General features: G+C 69.2%; 15 protein-coding genes and 1 pseudogene. 11 read left to right on the top strand and 5 right to left on the bottom strand.

The genetic code is table 11. The features are described 5' to 3' along the window. Window positions 1-44: 44 nt before the first annotated feature. The 3 genes from ACIBCU_RS19265 (at window position 45) to ACIBCU_RS19255 (ending at window position 2468) form a co-directional block, all read left to right on the top strand. On the top strand, window positions 45-824 hold the full coding sequence (locus ACIBCU_RS19265; protein ID WP_329815729.1) for an SDR family NAD(P)-dependent oxidoreductase: 780 nt from the start codon (window positions 45-47) through the stop codon (window positions 822-824). A gap of 328 nt (window positions 825-1152) precedes the next feature. Next, window positions 1153-2058, top strand: coding sequence for a BTAD domain-containing putative transcriptional regulator (locus ACIBCU_RS19260; protein WP_399232610.1), 906 nt, complete (start codon window positions 1153-1155; stop codon window positions 2056-2058). Continuing rightward, entirely contained in the window at window positions 2046-2468 is a 423-nt protein-coding gene (locus ACIBCU_RS19255; protein ID WP_362935282.1) for a nuclear transport factor 2 family protein, read from the top strand. Before ACIBCU_RS19260 ends, ACIBCU_RS19255 begins: the two co-directional genes overlap by 13 nt. A 41-nt stretch (window positions 2469-2509) precedes the next feature. Here ACIBCU_RS19255 and ACIBCU_RS19250 read toward each other — a convergent pair whose 3' ends face one another. Further along, complete coding sequence (locus ACIBCU_RS19250; RefSeq protein WP_362935279.1) at window positions 2510-3004, bottom strand: hypothetical protein; 495 nt, start codon at window positions 3002-3004, stop codon at window positions 2510-2512. 393 nt (window positions 3005-3397) lie between these two features. Between ACIBCU_RS19250 and ACIBCU_RS19245 the strand changes: the two genes are divergently transcribed. Together ACIBCU_RS19245 and ACIBCU_RS19240 are read left to right on the top strand one after the other, a co-directional pair. Further along, a complete protein-coding gene (locus ACIBCU_RS19245) occupies window positions 3398-4375 on the top strand; it encodes an ATP-binding cassette domain-containing protein (RefSeq protein WP_362935276.1) in 978 nt (325 codons plus the stop codon). Beyond that, window positions 4372-5175, top strand: coding sequence for an ABC transporter permease (locus tag ACIBCU_RS19240; RefSeq protein ID WP_399232606.1), 804 nt, complete (start codon window positions 4372-4374; stop codon window positions 5173-5175). Before ACIBCU_RS19245 ends, ACIBCU_RS19240 begins: the two co-directional genes overlap by 4 nt. A gap of 81 nt (window positions 5176-5256) precedes the next feature. On the opposite strand, the pseudogene ACIBCU_RS19235 reads toward ACIBCU_RS19240, so the two are convergent. Further along, window positions 5257-6533, bottom strand: a pseudogene (locus tag ACIBCU_RS19235) (IS701 family transposase). A gap of 171 nt (window positions 6534-6704) precedes the next feature. On the opposite strand from ACIBCU_RS19235, the gene ACIBCU_RS19230 reads away from it, so the two are divergent. Then, a complete protein-coding gene (locus ACIBCU_RS19230) occupies window positions 6705-7853 on the top strand; it encodes a nucleotide disphospho-sugar-binding domain-containing protein (protein ID WP_362935273.1) in 1149 nt (382 codons plus the stop codon). A gap of 62 nt (window positions 7854-7915) precedes the next feature. Here ACIBCU_RS19230 and ACIBCU_RS19225 read toward each other — a convergent pair whose 3' ends face one another. Both ACIBCU_RS19225 and ACIBCU_RS19220 read right to left on the bottom strand, forming a co-directional pair. Next, a complete protein-coding gene (locus tag ACIBCU_RS19225; protein ID WP_399232603.1) occupies window positions 7916-9034 on the bottom strand; it encodes a DegT/DnrJ/EryC1/StrS family aminotransferase in 1119 nt (372 codons plus the stop codon). Beyond that, the gene (locus ACIBCU_RS19220) at window positions 9031-10014 is read right to left on the bottom strand and encodes an NAD(P)-dependent oxidoreductase (RefSeq protein ID WP_362935267.1); all 984 of its coding nucleotides are present in this window, start codon (window positions 10012-10014) and stop codon (window positions 9031-9033) included. The genes ACIBCU_RS19225 and ACIBCU_RS19220 overlap by 4 nt, the downstream gene beginning before the upstream one ends. A 159-nt stretch (window positions 10015-10173) precedes the next feature. On the opposite strand from ACIBCU_RS19220, the gene ACIBCU_RS19215 reads away from it, so the two are divergent. Both ACIBCU_RS19215 and ACIBCU_RS19210 read left to right on the top strand, forming a co-directional pair. Next, the gene (locus ACIBCU_RS19215) at window positions 10174-10887 is read left to right on the top strand and encodes a class I SAM-dependent methyltransferase (protein ID WP_362935264.1); all 714 of its coding nucleotides are present in this window, start codon (window positions 10174-10176) and stop codon (window positions 10885-10887) included. A 129-nt stretch (window positions 10888-11016) separates the two neighbouring features. Next, on the top strand, window positions 11017-11667 hold the full coding sequence (locus ACIBCU_RS19210; protein ID WP_399232600.1) for an FMN-dependent NADH-azoreductase: 651 nt from the start codon (window positions 11017-11019) through the stop codon (window positions 11665-11667). Between the two features lie 90 nt (window positions 11668-11757). Here ACIBCU_RS19210 and ACIBCU_RS19205 read toward each other — a convergent pair whose 3' ends face one another. Next, a complete protein-coding gene (locus ACIBCU_RS19205; RefSeq protein WP_399232598.1) occupies window positions 11758-12732 on the bottom strand; it encodes a helix-turn-helix transcriptional regulator in 975 nt (324 codons plus the stop codon). A 79-nt stretch (window positions 12733-12811) separates the two neighbouring features. On the opposite strand from ACIBCU_RS19205, the gene ACIBCU_RS19200 reads away from it, so the two are divergent. From ACIBCU_RS19200 to ACIBCU_RS19190, 3 genes are all read left to right on the top strand, one after another. Beyond that, a complete protein-coding gene (locus ACIBCU_RS19200; protein WP_362942112.1) occupies window positions 12812-13636 on the top strand; it encodes an NmrA family NAD(P)-binding protein in 825 nt (274 codons plus the stop codon). Between the two features lie 234 nt (window positions 13637-13870). Next, window positions 13871-15355: an NDP-hexose 2,3-dehydratase family protein gene (locus tag ACIBCU_RS19195; RefSeq protein ID WP_399232596.1), complete on the top strand. Its 1485-nt coding sequence runs from the start codon at window positions 13871-13873 to the stop codon at window positions 15353-15355. 11 nt (window positions 15356-15366) lie between these two features. Beyond that, window positions 15367-15693 (top strand): antibiotic biosynthesis monooxygenase family protein, encoded by a 327-nt coding sequence (locus ACIBCU_RS19190; RefSeq protein ID WP_329815717.1) that lies wholly within the window; start codon window positions 15367-15369, stop codon window positions 15691-15693. The last annotated feature ends 39 nt before the right edge of the window (window positions 15694-15732 follow it).

The raw sequence follows: 15732 nt of genomic DNA, 5'->3' as shown, positions 1-15732 counted from the left end.
GGCCCCTCTGCGCTTCCCGTCCGTATTTCCCAGGGAGAACTACCATGACGAGCCCGAAAATCGCCTTCATCACCGGTGTCAGCAGTGGAATCGGCCTGGCCACCGCGCGGACCCTCGCGCAGCAGGGCGTCACCGTGTTCGGCTGCGCGCGCGACGAGAAGAACGTCACCGCCACCGTGGACGAACTGCGTGCCGCCGGCCACCGCGCCGCCGGTGTCTCCTGCGACGTCACCTCCACCGAGCAGGTACAGGCCGCCGTGCGCACGGCGGTGGACCGCTTCGGCCGCATCGACATTCTGGTGAACAACGCCGGGCGCGGAGGTGGTGGAGAGACGGCGAAGCTCGACGAGTCGCTCTGGCTCGATGTAATGGACACCAACCTCAACAGCGTTTTCCGGGTCACGAGGGAGGTGCTGGCCAATGGCGGTATGGCCGACGCCGGGTGGGGGCGCGTCATCAACATCGCCTCGACCGCAGGAAAACAAGGTGTCATGCTGGCGGCACCGTACACGGCGTCCAAGCACGGAATTATCGGCTTCACCAAGTCGGTCGGATTCGAGCTGGCGACCAGCGGCATCACCGTGAACGCCGTCTGCCCCGGATATGTGGAGACGCCGATGGCCGTTCGCGTCAGGCAGGGGTACGCGCATTACTGGGGCATTACCGAGGGTCAGGTGCTTGAAAGGTTTAACAGTAAAATTCCACTGGGGCGCTACTCGACGCCCGAGGAGGTAGCTGGACTTGTCGGGTACCTGACCAGTGACGCGGCGGCATCGATCACCGCTCAGGCCCTCAACGTCTGCGGCGGCCTGGGCAACTACTAGCTGTCGCCCGAGTGGCGCGATGTCATTTTCACGGCGAAGGGCGAGGTCACAGGCTTGTTCTGTGGCCTCGTCGGCCGTGAGGGGCTTCTGTTTCGCGCCGGTTCCAGGCAGACTCAAGCGCTCCGGACAACGATGCGGCCAGAGGTGAGGGCGTGACTGGCTGGCTGCCGGATTGTTGCGGTGGGGAAGATTGAAGGCTGGATAGTGCGGTTTAGCGGAAGTATTAATGCCTCGGCGTGGAAAAAGCCTCGACCAAGATTACTGCTTTAAGGATTCTTTGCACGTCCTGGGATTGCACTGATGGTCATTGCGCTCCATAGGGGGAACCGTGAGCATACGTTTACTAGGGGAACTGGACGCCAACCTGAACGAGCAGTCGGTCACTCCGACTGCGGCGAAACCACGTCAAGTCCTGGCGCTGCTGGCCCTGAATGCGGGCCGTATTGTATCGGTGCCCACGCTCATCGAAGAACTGTGGGGTGACCACCCACCGATGAGCGTACGTACAACGCTGCAGACGTACATTCTGCAGTTGCGCAAGCTGATCGACTCAGCGCTCACGGCCGAGAACCGCGGTCGGGCCAAGGGAATCCTCGTCACCCGCTTCGACGGCTACCTCCTCGACATCGACCCGGAGAGCGTGGACGTCCGCGTCTACGAGCGCTTCGTCGAGGCCGGCAACCAGGCGATCGAGCACTCCGACGACGAGGCCGTGTCCCACTACCTGGGCAGGGCGCTGGCCGAATGGCGGGGCCGCGCGCTGGCCGACGTACGGATCGGGATGCCGCTGAGCATAGAGGTCGCCCGGCTGGAGGAGAGTCGGCTCAACGTGCTGGAGAGCCGGATCGGCGCCGACATCCGGCTCGGCCGACACCACGCGGTTCTCAGTGAACTCACTGTGCTGACCGCCCAGCACCCGATGCACGAGAACCTCTGTGCGCACTACATGGTCTCCCTGTACAGGGCAGGCCGGCAGTCGCAGGCACTCCAGTCGTACCGGACCCTGCGCGACACCCTGAACAGGGAACTCGGCGTGGAGCCGTCCATCCGGCTGCAGAAACTGCAGCGGGCCGTGCTCCGCTCCGCCGTCGATCTGGAAGCCCAACTGCGGCCTGACTCACCGCCGTTGAACGCAGAGGCATGGGACACCCGGAACATCGGCCGACCGGCCGACCGATCAGACACCCGAAGGCTTCTCGCCACGACGAATGGGGGCGCCGCATGGCAGCGGTAAGCACGGACCAGTACGTCGACATCCTCCGGTTCTACGCACATCAGATGAGCCTGCTGGACGCACAGGACGTCAAGGCCTACGTGAAGACGTTCACCGAGGACGGTGTGACCCACCACGTCCACCGGGGGCAGTCGCTCGACGGCAGGGCGGCGATGCTCGCCCACGCCGAGCAGGCGCTGCCGAGGTACCGGACCGTCGTGGTCCGGCACTGGAACGACCACTACCTGATGGACCGCGCCGAGGACGGCAGCATCGCCGTCTCCTACGGCTCGCTCGTCACCCTCACCGGGGCGGAGGGGGACACCCGGTTCGAGTCGAGCTACGCGGTCAGCGACGTCCTGGTGCGGGAGGATGGCGAACTGCTGGTCAAGTCACGGTCGCTCGTCCGCGACGAGCCCGCCGAGGGCTGAGCGGGCCGCCTGCCGGTGGATCCGGCCGGCAGGCCCTGGCGTCAGGGGCAACTCGGCGTCGGCGCCTGCTGGGTCCGGTGCATCGAGCTGCTCGTGGCGAACGTGGCCAGAACGTTGCCGGCCGGGTCGTAGTACGAGGCCTCGCCCACCGTGGTGAACGTGTTCGCTCCCTGCAGGGTCGCCCGGTGACCGGCACGCAGCGACGCGACGGTGGCTCCCGAACCGTCGAGGAAGCGTTCCGTGACCCGGAAGGAGAATGTGGCCGGGCCCGTCCGTGTCCACGTCCCGCTGCCCTCGGCCCCACCGTCGGGGCCGGGCGGCGGCTCCACCAAGCAGACGGTCCCGTTCGGGTGGAAGGACATGGTGACCTCCACCGTTCCGTCCGGGACGGCCACGGTGCCGGTCCACACGCCGGCGGCCTTCGCCCGGATCTGATGAGCCGCCACGGTCTCCGGGGTGGCGGCCGCCGCGGGAGCGGTGGTCAGGGCGGCGCCGAGGGCGACGGTGATGGCGAGAGGGCCGAGAATCCGTTTCATCTGCTGGCTCCGTTTTCGGTCGGCTGATGACCGCTTCGACGACAACTGGTGGGGACGCCGGGGCCGGACGCCGGGGGCGCTCCGGTCACCACGCGCTTGGCTCGGTGCCAGGGTGCGAGCCATCACTCAGGGACGTCTGGATTCCGCCTTGATCCCACAACTTCTGTGCTTTTTAGGCTGCTTGACGAGCCGGCGGTCAGGAGCGCAAGTACCTTCCGGTCTGCTTCCGGCGTGTCTGCGGGGCACATTCGGCCAGAAACCGTCCCACCGTGCCGACCCGGGAATCGGGGACCGAAGCTGACCGCGATCGTTCCTACGCTGGGCCCGGCCCGCCGGGAGACCACCGGCCGGCCGCTGCGATCACACCGCGCAGGTACCGCTCATGGAGGACCAATGACCCACGCGATTGTCGCCGAGGGGCTCAGAAAGAAGTTCGGCACCCATACCGCCCTGAACGGGGTGGACCTGACCGTCCCCGAAGGATCCGTACTGGGACTTCTCGGGCCCAACGGCTCCGGCAAGACCACGACCGTGCGCGTCCTCGCCACCCTTCTGCGCGCCGACGCGGGACGGGCGACCGTCGCGGGCCTGGACGTGCGGAGCGACGCCGTCCAGCTCCGTCGCAAGATCGGCCTCTCCGGCCAGTACGCGGCCGTCGACGAGGACCTCACCGCCCGGGAGAACCTCCGGATGATCGGCAGGCTCTACCACCTCGGCGTCACCGAGAGCAGCAGGCGTGCCGACGAACTGGTGGAGCGCTTCGACCTCACCGAGAACGCCAACCGCCAGGTCAAGGGCTACTCCGGGGGAATGCGCCGCCGCGTGGACCTCGCCTGCGCGGTGGTCTCCAAGCCCGAGGTGCTCTTCCTCGACGAGCCGACGACCGGGCTCGACGTCCGCAGCCGGATGGCCGTCTGGGAGGTGATCGGCGAGCTGGTGAGCGGCGGCAGCACCCTGCTGCTCACGACCCAGTACCTGGAGGAGGCCGACCAGCTGGCCGATCGGATCACCGTGATCGACCGAGGCCGGGTGATCGCCGAAGGCACCCCCGACGTACTCAAGGACCGGGTCGGCGGAGAGCGCATCGAACTGACCACGAGCACCGCCGAGGACGCCCGGCACGCCGGTGCCCTGCTCGCCGAACTCGCTTCGGGCGAGCCCATGGTGGAGGAGGCGGACAAGCGGGTGATCGTGCCCGTCAGCGACGGCCCGGCCACGCTGGTCTCCGCGATCCGGCTGCTCGATCAGCACAACCTCCGGCTGGCGGGAGTCACCCTGCGCCGGCCCAGCATGGACGAGGTCTTCCTCGCCCTGACCGAGAACTCCGACACGGCGGCGGCCGGCAGCAAGATCGAGGAGCAGGTCCATTGAGCGCCTTCACCCAGGCCGTCGAGGACGGCCTCGTCCTCACCAAGCGCAACGTTCTCAAGAACCTGCGCAACCCCGACATCGTGGTGTTCACCAGCGCCGCTCCCATCGCCTTCGCGCTTCTCTTCGGGTTCGTGTTCGGCAGCGCGATCGACGTGCACGGCTCGAACTACCGCGAGTTCATGATCATCGGCATCCTGACCCAGACGATGCTGCTGACCGCCTCCAACACCGGCGTGGGCATCGCGCACGACATGAAGCTCGGCCTCGTGGACCGGTTTCGGTCGCTGCCCATCTCGCAGTCCGCGGTGCTGGTCGGTCGGACCAGCGGCGACGCGGTGAACAACGTTCTCGTGATCATTCTGATGTCGCTGACCGGGCTGCTGATGGGCTGGCGCATCCGGTCCAACTTCCTGGACGCCGCGCTCGCCTTCCTGCTGCTGTTCCTCTTCGCCTACGCGGCCTCCTGGATCACCGCGGCGATCGGTCTGACCGCGAAGTCGCCCGAGGTGCTGGGCAACGTGATGCTCATGGTGCTGCTGCCGCTCACCTTCATCTCGAACTCGTTCGTGCCGAGTGAGGGGCTGCCCAAGGTCCTCCAGGTCGTCGCCGACTGGAACCCGGTGGCCGCGGTCGTCGAGGCGTGCCGCCAACTGTTCGGCAACATCCCGGCAGGCCGGCCGGAGCCGGAGGTGTGGCCGCTCCAACACCCCGTTCTCTCGGCCTTCCTGTGGGTGGCGCTGATCCTCGTGATCTTCGTACCGCTGTCCATCCGCCGCTACGCGAAGGCCGTGGGCCGCTAGTAGTGCTTCGTTAGGTTCTGTGTCTGGTTCTTCTGCGGGGCAGGGGTCGGTGGCAGGTGGTGCAGGTGCCGGTCCAGCTCTTCAGCAGGTTCTGGAGTGTGTCCAGGACCTGGTAGAGGGTCAGGCCGGCGTGTGGACTTTGGGTCGAGCCGCCTGAGGGTGAGGAATGCCTGGGCGGCGGTGACGAGGGTGACGTGGTGGTGTCGGCCGCGCCAGGTGCGGCCCTCGAAGTGGTCCAGGCCGAGGCCGTGTGTGAGTTCGCGGTAGTCGTGTTCGATGCGCCAGCGCATCTTCGCCCACCGCACCAGGTCGGCGGCCGGGGTGTCGGGCGGCAGGTTCGATATCCAGTACCCGTCGGAGTGTTCTGGTCCGCGGGCCATTCCACCAGGACGGTGGAGGTGGGCAGGATGCCGTCCCACTGGTTGCGTCCGCCGCCCGCGGCCTGGGCGTCGGCCAGGGACTTCATGCCCGCCGGCCGGACGGTCAGGACCGCGAACCGGGAGGGCATCGGCCCTTGGCTGCCCTGCCGCCAGCCCACCTCGGTGAACTGGTCGGCGGCAGCGGCCTCGGCCGCGTGGAGGGAAAGAGCTCGCGGTGCCGTCCGGTAGCGGGGAAGCGTCGGTGGCCCCAGTCCTCCGTAACTTGGCTGGTGCGGCTCGATGTCCAGCTCGTGGGCGACTTCCTTCCCTGTCAAGGCCAGCACATAGGACAGGCCCCGCTCGTGAAGGCCGTGACGGAAGGGGGTGCTGACGCCGTAGCCCGCATCCGCGACCACGACCGGAGCGGTCAGTCCCCAACCGGCCACGTTGTCCAGCAGCCCGAGCGCGAGACGCCATTTCTCCTGATGGACGGTGCCCTCCGGGATGCCGGCCCGGTGGCAGCGGCCCGGCTCGTCCGTCCACTCCCGGGGCAGATACAACTGCCAGTCCAGCGGGCACGACGCGGTGTCCGTCGCGGCATGAACACTGACCGCGACCTGGCAGTTCGCCCTCTTGCCGAGCGCCCCGCAGTACTGGCGGGCCACCCCGGCCGAGGCCCGGCCGCACTTGGGAAACGACACATCGTCGATCACCCCACACCTGCGGCGTGATCACTTCGGACAGTCTCCGGGCGATCCGCTGCCGCACCGGCAACGGATCCCACGGCGACTGGTTCACGAACTGCTGCAGGGCCTGCATGTTCCCGTCCGGCAACCGCTCAGAAATCGGCTGGATCGACTTGCGCCGGCCGTCCAGCATCAGACCGCGCAGATAACACGCACCCCACCGCCGCTGATCCCGCCTCGGCAACGACCCGAACACATCACCCACGAACTCCGCCAACCCACCCCGGAGCCCTTCTGCATCCCCCAGTTCCAGACCTCGAGGATGCCCACCACCAGGCAAGATCACTCAAGGTAACGAAGCACCACTAGAGCCTCTTGCCCGGGTCAGGCCGGGCTCGACCCGGACGAAAGAACCTGACCCCGGGTCCGACGGGTGCGCTGGACGCCCGGGGCCCCTGTCCCAGATGAACGAAGGAGATCCATCGTGCGGTTCCTGTTTGTCGTCGGAGGCGGTTCGGCTCCCGTCCACGCCAGCGTGCCCCTCGCCTGGGCGGCCCGTGCCGCGGGCCACGAGGTCCTGGTCGCCTCGCCCGAGGAGAACCTCGACCTCGTCACCGGTCTCGGACTGCCCGCCCGCGGCGTGACCGACCTGGGCATGGGCGACGCCATGCTCAAGGACCGGCAGGGCAACTGGCTGCCCATGCCCACCAGCGAGAGCACAGAGATGGACTTCGCGGGCCGGGGCTTCGCACGGCTCTCGGCGGCCAGCTACCGGGGCACCGAGGAGCTCGCCGAGGCCTGGCGGCCCGACGTGGTGATCGGCGGGGAGTACAACCACGCCGCCCCGCTGACAGCCCACAAGTTCTCCATCCCCCTGGTGAGCCACACCTGGGCCATATACGACCGCACCGACATCGACTGGCAGGGTGCGACCGACGAACTCAAGCCGGAACTGGCCGCGTTCGGACTGGCCGCGATACCGGAGCCCGACCTCTTCGTCGACATCACGCCGCCGACGGTACGGCCCCGGCACGCCGAGCCCGCGCAGCCGATGCGCTGGGCCCCCGGTAACCCGCAGATCGCGCTGGAGCCGTGGATGTACGCCAAGGGCGACCGCCCCCGCGTGGTCATCACCTCGGGATCGCGCAGCGTCTTCATCCCGGCCCTCGGGCTCGACTTCTTCCGCCCGCTGCTCGGCGGACCCGTCCTGGGTGGCGGCGACGTCGAGGTGATAGTCGCCGCCCCGGAGCCGGTCGCCGCCCAACTGCGCGCCGAGTTTCCGGACGTGAGGGCCGGCTTCGTCCCGCTGGACGTGGTCGCCCCGACGGCGGATCTGGTGCTGCACCACGGCGGCGGGGTCACCGTGATGACGCTGCTCAACGCGGGCACCCCACAGCTGGTCCTGCCGGAGATCCTCGCCTCCGCGATCCCGATGCGCCCGGTGGACGAGTTCGGGGCATCCATCACGCTCTCCTCGCACACCGTGCCCGTAGAGGACACCGAGGCCGCGGTGTCGAAGATCCTCGGCGACACCTCCTACCGCGCGAAAGCCGGTGAACTCGCCGCGGAGATCGCCTCGATGCCTTCCCAGGCCGAGGTCGTGAAGGTCATCGAGGGACTCGTCCGACCCTGAGCTCCGCACGAGGAGAAGGGCCACCCCGCGACCGCGGGGTGGCCCTCCTCCTCGCGTACGGCTCAGAACGAGAGCACCACCTCGCGCACCGCGGAGATCACCTTCTCCTGGAGCTCGACCGGCAGCGACGGATACATCGGCAGCGAGAAGATCTCCTTCGCCAGACGTTCCGTCACCGGCAACGAGCCCTCCCCGTAGCCGAGTCTTTCGAAGCCCGACATGGTGTGTACCGGCCACGGATAGCTGATGTTGAGGGTGATCCCGTAGCCCTTGAGGGCCTCGATGATCTCGTCCCGGCGCGGGTGGCGGGCCACGTAGACGTAAAAGACGTGCTCATTGCCCTCGTTCACCGACGGCAGGAGCAAGCCCTTCTCGGCGAGATCGCCGAGCCCCTCCTCGTACCGCCTCGCCACCGCCCGGCGGCCCTCCACATAGGTGTCCAGCCGCGTCAGCTTCCGGCGCAGGATCTCCGCCTGAACCGCGTCCAGCCGACTGTTGTAGCCGGGAGTCTCCACCACGTAGTAGGTCTTCTCCATGCCGTAGTAGCGCAGTCGCCGCAGCGAGGCGTCCACCGCCTCGTCGTCCGTGACGACCGCGCCGCCGTCCCCGTACGCGCCCAGCACCTTCGTCGGGTAGAAGGAGAACGCCGCGGCCCTGCCCATGGTCCCGGCCAGCCTCCCGTGGTGCCGGGCGCCGTGTGCCTGCGCGCAGTCCTCCAGCACCGCCAGGCCGTGCCGGTCCGCCAGATCGTTGATCGCGCCCATGTCCGCACACTGCCCGTACAGATGCACCGGCAGCAGGGCCTTGGTGCGGGGGGTGATCGCGGCGGCCACCTGGTCGATGTCGATCAGATAGTCCTCCTCGCGGATGTCCACGAACACCGGTATGGCGCCGACGCCGTCGATCGCCACCACTGTGGGCGCCGCGGTGTTCGACACCGTGATCACCTCGTCGCCGGGGCCCACCCCCACCGCGTGGAGACCGAGCCGCACCGCGTTGGTCCCGTTGTCCACGCCCGTGCAGTGTGCCAGCCCGTGGTAGTCCGCGAACTCGCGCTCGAAGCCGTCGACACTCGGCCCGAGCACCAGTTGACCGGAGCTGAACACCGTGTCGACCGCCTCCAGCAACTCCTCCCTCTCCTGCTCGTACTCCGGCAGGTAGTCCCAGACATACGCAGTCATCGCGGATGGTTCTCCGTTTCGTTTAGGGGGTGGTGTTCGTCCCGCGGGCCTTGGCGTTCGACGAACTCGAGCCAGAATCCGTCCACCGCCTCTGCGAGGGACCGACGGGAGCGCCAGCCGAGCAGGTGCTCGGCCGGCGCGGTGTTCACGAGCGACCATTCCTCGGTGGAGTGCTGGATCCCCACGTCCGAACGCTCCCGTACCGACGCGGGCAGCCCGCTGCGCTCGATGAGCATGTCGACCAGCGTGCGGACGGAGGTGCTGTGGCCGCTGCCGATGTCGACGATCTCGCCGGAGACCTTCGAGTCCACGGCCGCCACGACCGCGTCGGCGACGTCGCGTACGTCCACGTAGTCCCGGTGGGCCAGCAACGGATCCAGTTCCACCGCCGCCGGCTGCCCGCCCGCCGCCCACAACTGGCCGGCCACCCGGCCCAGCAGGCTGACGTCGGGGCTGCGGGGGCCCGCCAGATTGGCGATGCGCAGCACCATGCCCTCCAGCTCGCCCGCCTCGATCCGCTCCAGCACGGCCCGGGTCGCAGCGAGCTTCGCCCGGCCGTACGCGCTGGTCGGATGTGCGGGCGCGGCGACGTCCGACGCTGTCCCGACCCGCGTCCGGCCGTACTCCAGCACCGAACCCAGGTGCACCAGCCGTGGCCGGCTCTCCATCAGCGCGAGGATGTCCAACAGCCGCAGGGTCGGGGCGGCCGCGGCCTCCCACATCTGCGCGTCGGTGTTGCCCCAGATACTGCCGGTGGAGTTGACGACGGCGAACGGCGCGAGGGCGTCCAGCCGCTCGGCGGACTCGCGCGCCGGCCGCTGCGCGAGGTCGAGGGCGAGGAACGGGCCCACGACCTCGTGATCGGGCGGCCTGCGGGCCACGACGGCCACCTCCGTGCCGCGGCACTCCAACGCCGCGCACACGTGCCGTCCGACGAACCCCGTGCCGCCCAGGACGACGACCCTGCCATTCGCGGACATGCTGTCCCTTTCTTCGCTGAGAACAGGCCCTGCACAGCGAAGACTGGTACGTGGCGATCGGGATTCACTCAAGCCCCGGCCGGGTTCCAGCGGCGCTCGACGGGCGGGGGCGACCCTGTGGGCGCCGCACCCCACCTGTCCGGCCAACGGAGGAGTCCCATGTACGGCGCCGACTCAGCGAAGTTCTACCACGCACAGCACACCGCACGGGGCAAGGACTACAGGGCGGAGGCGGAGACGGTCGTCGAGCAGATCCATGCGCGCCTGCCCGGGGCGGCCTCGGTGCTGGACGTCGCCTGCGGCACCGGCGGGCACCTCCCCGCCTTCGCCGAACTGATCGGGCACACGGAGGGCATCGACCTCTCCGAACCGATGCTCGACATCGCCCGCACCGACCTGCCGCATGTGCCGCTGCACGTCGGCGACATGCGCTCCTTCGACCTGGGTCGCACCTTCGACGCCGTCACCTGCCTGTTCGCCTCGATCGGCTATGTGTCCTCCCGTGCGGAGCTGCACGAGACGGTCCGACGCCTCGCGCTGCACACCAACCCGTCCGGGGTGGTCGTCGTCGAGCCCTGGTGGTTCCCGGAGACCTTCATCGACCGCTGGGTCTCCAGTGACGTCATCGAGTGGGAGGACACCACTGTCGCCCGTGCCACCCACACCGTCCGCGAGGGCGACACGTCCCGCATGGAGGTCCACTACCTCCAGGCGTCCCCGGCCGGCGGCGTCCGCTACTTCACCGAGGTGCACCGCGCCATGCTCTTCAGCCGCGAGGAGTACGTGGAGGCCTTCGAGGAGGCCGGGCTGCAACCGGACTACCTCCCCGAAGTGCAGTCGGGGCGCGGCCTGTTCATCGGCACCCGCCGCTGATCCACCGGGCCGCCGCACCTGGTGCGGGCGCGCAAGCGCTGCTCCGACCAAGTTCGAGCGACGCCCGCCAGCATGCGGTCACGGGCGTTCATCACCGGCGTTCGCCGTCGCACACGAGAGGCACACCCCATGGCCCACCTGCTGCACATCGACACGTCGCCCTCGCCGTACTCCGTGTCCCGCAAGCTGGCGGCCTCCTTCCGCGAGGTGTGGAACGAGGCACAGCCCCGGAGCACGGTGACCTACCGCGATCTGGCCGCCGAGCCCGTTCCACACCTGGGCGGCGACGGGGCCGCGACCCTCATGGCGGAGCCGCAGACCGATGGGCAGCGCACAGCGGCGGCACTGCACAGCGAGCTCGTCGAGGAGATCCTCGCCGCCGACGCGCTCCTCATCAGCGTGCCGATGCACAACTGGACGATCCCCTCCAATCTGAAGGCATGGCTGGACCAGTCCCTCATCCTGGGCCGCACGCTGCCCTACGACCCGCGCGCCAACCCGCTCGCCGGGCGTCCGGCGACCATCGTGCTGGCCCACGGCGGCGACTACACCCTCGGCTCCGAGGACGCGGCCATGGACCACTGCGGCCCGTATCTGCGCACCGTGGTGCAGCAGGTTCTCGGCTACCAGCTGGAGTTGGTCACCGCCTCGCACACGGTCACCCCGTTCACCTCCGAGGACCCGGTGGAGCTGGAGAAGGCGGCCGTCTCGCTCCGGGCCGCCGAGGCCGCGACCGTGGAGCGGGCGCGGGCGGTGGCCAACAAACTGGTGCGGTCCTGACCACGGCGGAACCGCGGACGGGGGGGGGGGGGGGGGGGGGCCCCGCGGGGGCCCCCCCCCCCCCCCCCCGCCGTCCGTCGTCCGCGCGGCTCAGCCCCGCGCGCCGTGCTGGGCCCAGGCCGCACGGTGCAGCCGGCAGCTGAGAGTCCGCAGGTGCTCCACCAGCTCGGGCGGCTCCTGCACCTCGAAGTCGAAGCCGAACGCGGCCACCCACACCGCGAGGTGGTCCAGGCTGGTGGAGCCGATGCGGAGCACGCATGTGCGGTCGTCGACCGGCTCCACCACGCCCAGAGACGGAGGCACTTCCAGGGCCACCTCGCTGGCCGAGCCGTGCATGGTGATCACCGCACGGTAGCGGTACTGGCCGCTGGTGACCGCCGACGCCACATAGGAGGCCATGTCCTCCGAGGGCAGGGGCTTCGGGGTGAACCGCGGCCCGTTGGGGATCCGCAGCGCCATCCGGTCCACCCGGAAGCTGCGCCAGTCCTCCTTGTGGGTGTCCCAGGCCACCAGGTACCACCGCTGCCCGTCGTGGACCAGCCGGTACGGCTCCACATCACGCACGGTCGCCGATCCGTCGCGCGCGGTGTAGTCGAACCGCAGCCGCTCGGAGTCCCGCACCGCCGACGCGATGGCGGTCAGCATCGTCGGATCGACCGTGGGGGCGAGCGTCGGCATGGTTACCAGCGCCGCGCTGAGCGCGTTGACCTGATAGCGCAGCCGGGAGGGCAGCACCTGGTCCAGCTTGGCCAGGGCCCGCACCGAGATCTCGGCGATGCCGGTGATCGCGCCGCCGGCCGCGGTGCGCAGCCCCACCGCCACCGCGACGGCCTCCTCGTCGTCCAGCAGCAGCGGCGGCAACGACGCTCCGGCGGCCAGCTGGTAGCCGCCGCCCACTCCGCCCATCGCATTGATCGGGTATCCGAGGACCCGCAGCTTGTCGACATCACGCCGGACGGTCCGGGGGCTCACCTTCAGGCGGTCGGCCAGATCGGGCCCCGACCATTCCCGATGGGCCTGGAGCAACGCCAGCAAACGCAGCAGTCGAGCCGAGGTTTCCAACATGGACCGACCTTCTCATCAACCGAGGACAGGGGGTGACCGCGAATGCTTTTAGCGTGGGCATCAGACCGAAGGAGATCTCATGACCATTCTCATCGCCGGTGCCACCGGAAACGTCGGACGCCCCCTGGTGGAGCAGCTGCTCGCCGCCGGACACCCGGTGCGCGCGCTCACCCGCAACCCCGCCAAGGCGAACCTGCCCGCGGGCGCCGAAGTGATCGCGGGGAACCTCTCCGACACGAGCTCCCTGGTCGAGGCCTTCAAGGGGGTCACGGCCGCCCACCTGATCAGCTTCAACGGTGCGGACTTCTCCCCGCTGGAGAACGGCCCGGAGATCGTCAAGCTCGCCAAGGAGTCCGGCGTCCGCAAGGTGACCGTGCTCAAGGGTGACGTCACGAAGAGCCCCCTGGAGGAGGCGGTGGAAGCCGGCGGCCTGGAGTGGACCTTCCTCTCGCCGGTGGAGTTCATGTCCAACGCCCTGGAGTGGACCGAGTCGGTCAAGAACGAGGGCGTCGTCCGCGAGGCGTTCGCCCAGGCGAAGAGCGCGATGGTGCACGACGCGGACATCGCCGCCGTCGCCGCCGCCGCTCTTACCTCGGACGGACACGCGGGCCAGGTGTACTGGATCACCGGCCCGCAGGCGCTGACTCCGCCGGAGAAGGTACGCGCGATCAGCGAGGCGCTGGGCCGCGAGGTCAAGTACGTCGAGCTGAGCCAGGACGAGATCGTCGCCGAGTGGCGTCAGACCGGCTACTCCGACGAGGACGTCGAGTTCTTCCTCACGATGCGCACCAACCCGCCGGAGGCCGGCTACACGGTGCAGGACACGGTGGAGCGGGTCACCGGCAAGCCCCCGCGGACCTTCGTCCAGTGGGTCAAGGAGAACGCCGCGGCCTTCACGGCCTGACACCCCACGACGGGAGCCGAGTGGGTCACCCCCGTCCCGCTCGGCTCCTTCCCTCCCGGATCGCCCTGACCAACGGCCCTCCCGGCCGGCGCGCATCCCCGACCGGGCCCCGGGGGTGCGCGACCCGGCACTGCCCGCACCCCTGCCTGTGACCGTTCGAGCGCGATTGCAGGCGGTATCGAGCCCGGGAATCGATCGTGGGCGGGTCGTCAACCACAACTCCTGGGGGCTACCTTGACCACTCGTTCGCAGACGCCCCGGGCAGGGACGGCGCCGCCCCACGACCCCGCTCACCTGCGGATCGCGATATCCGTGGTGGCGGACACCGGCCCCGGCGCCGCGGGCCGGTTCCACCAGTGGCTCGCTGCACAGAAGCAGCACAACGACATGCTGGTCCGGCAGGTCGCGCTGGAGGACGTCGCCGGCTGGCACACCGACCCCGGCACCGGGAACATCGTCCACGAGACGGGCCGTTTCTACTCCGTCGAGGGCCTCGACGTCCACCTGTCAGGCGCCCCTGTCGAACGGTGGCAGCAGCCGATCATCAACCAGCCGGAGGTGGGCATCCTGGGCATCCTGGTCAAGGAGTTCGCCGGTGTCCTCCACTGCCTGATGCAGGCGAAGATCGAACCGGGCAACCACAACGGACTCCAGCTGTCGCCGACCGTCCAGGCCACCCGCAGCAACTACACACGGGTGCACAAGGGGGCCGAGGTCCCCTACCTGCACTACTTCCGCGACACCTCGCGTCACCAGGTGCTGGCCGACGTACGCCAGTCCGAACAGGGTGCCTGGTTCTTCCAGAAACGCAACCGCAACATAGTGGTCCAGGTGACCGAGGACGTCGAAGTACGCGAAGGGTTCACGTGGTTGACTCTGCGTCAGGTGCATGCGCTGCTCAGGTTGGACGACCTGGTGAACATGGACGCCCGAACGGTCCTGGCCTGCCTGCCCTTCACCGGGCCCGGCCTGCCGCATGTCCTCGGCGCGCCGGCGGACGACTTCACGGCCGCGCTCGTCCGCTCGTGCGACGAGCGTGCCGACGTGCCCGAGAACCTGGCCGGCGTGCTGCACTGGATCACCGAGGTCCGTACCCGCCGGGACGTCGTCGCCGAGCGGGTCCCGCTGCGGGCGCTGGCGGGCTGGCGCCGGGACCACGGCCGGATCGAGCACGAGAGCGGCCGGTTCTTCCGGGTGACCGGGGTCGATGTCGCGGCCACCGGACGCGAGGTCCGCGGCTGGGCCCAGCCCATGATCGAGCCCTGCGGCGAGGGCGTGATCGCCTTCCTGGCCCGCAGGATCGACGGCGTCCTGCACCTGCTCGTCCACGCCGCCACGGAACCGGGGTACGGGGACGTCGTCGAACTGGCTCCGACGGTCCAGTGCACCCCGGCGGACCTCGACGCACTGCCGGCCGGGGCGCGCCCGCCCCACCTGGACGCGGTGCTGAACGCCGCCCCCGAGCGGATCCGCTTCGACGCTATGCACTCGGAGGAGGGCGGCCGCTTCTACCATGCACGCAACCGCTACCTGATCGTGGAGACGGACGAGGACCACGGGGCCGGCGCCCCGGATCACCGCTGGCTCACCGTGGCCCAGCTGGTGGCCCTGATGCGGCACAGCCACTACGTGAACGTCCAGGCGCGTTGCCTTCTCGCCTGTCTCCACAGCCTGACCGCCCGGTCCGGCCCCGCACAGCCTTCCATCGCCCTGTCGTAAAGGAGAGCACCATGTCCCAGCAGGACACTCCGCAGCCCCAGGTCACCTTCGTGAACAGGTTCACGGTCTCCGGTAGCCCGCAGGAGTTCGAGGACGCCTTCGCGCGTATCGCGGCCTTCATGAAGGAGCAGCCGGGCATCATCGGCTACACCCTGTCCCAGGACGTGAAGGACCCCCAGCGGTACGTGAACATCGCACGCTGGGAGCACGCCGGGGCGCTGCGCGCGGCCGTCGGTCACCCGGACTTCCAGAGCCACGTCAAGGAGCTGCGGCAGCTCGCACAGAGCGAGTCCGAGCTGTACGCAGAACGGCACCGCTATCTCGACCGCACCGCGTGAGCCACATCCGGTTCGGCATTCCCCTCCCGAAGAACACGT

This window comes from Streptomyces sp. NPDC051064, from assembly GCF_044455985.1.
Classification (GTDB): domain Bacteria; phylum Actinomycetota; class Actinomycetes; order Streptomycetales; family Streptomycetaceae; genus Streptomyces.
This window is presented reverse-complemented; position numbering and strand designations above follow the sequence as displayed.

Excerpts from the sequence above, each read along its gene's own strand:
- ACIBCU_RS19265 (WP_329815729.1), top strand. The coding sequence starts at position 45 with ATGACGAGCCCGAAAATCGCCTTCATCACCGGTGTCAGCAGTGGAATC.
- ACIBCU_RS19255 (WP_362935282.1), top strand. The coding sequence starts at position 2,046 with ATGGCAGCGGTAAGCACGGACCAGTACGTCGACATCCTCCGGTTCTAC.
- ACIBCU_RS19250 (WP_362935279.1), bottom strand. The coding sequence starts at position 3,004 with ATGAAACGGATTCTCGGCCCTCTCGCCATCACCGTCGCCCTCGGCGCC.
- ACIBCU_RS19245 (WP_362935276.1), top strand. The coding sequence starts at position 3,398 with ATGACCCACGCGATTGTCGCCGAGGGGCTCAGAAAGAAGTTCGGCACC.
- ACIBCU_RS19225 (WP_399232603.1), bottom strand. The coding sequence starts at position 9,034 with ATGACTGCGTATGTCTGGGACTACCTGCCGGAGTACGAGCAGGAGAGG.
- ACIBCU_RS19220 (WP_362935267.1), bottom strand. The coding sequence starts at position 10,014 with ATGTCCGCGAATGGCAGGGTCGTCGTCCTGGGCGGCACGGGGTTCGTC.
- ACIBCU_RS19215 (WP_362935264.1), top strand. The coding sequence starts at position 10,174 with ATGTACGGCGCCGACTCAGCGAAGTTCTACCACGCACAGCACACCGCA.
- ACIBCU_RS19210 (WP_399232600.1), top strand. The coding sequence starts at position 11,017 with ATGGCCCACCTGCTGCACATCGACACGTCGCCCTCGCCGTACTCCGTG.
- ACIBCU_RS19205 (WP_399232598.1), bottom strand. The coding sequence starts at position 12,732 with ATGTTGGAAACCTCGGCTCGACTGCTGCGTTTGCTGGCGTTGCTCCAG.
- ACIBCU_RS19200 (WP_362942112.1), top strand. The coding sequence starts at position 12,812 with ATGACCATTCTCATCGCCGGTGCCACCGGAAACGTCGGACGCCCCCTG.
- ACIBCU_RS19190 (WP_329815717.1), top strand. The coding sequence starts at position 15,367 with ATGTCCCAGCAGGACACTCCGCAGCCCCAGGTCACCTTCGTGAACAGG.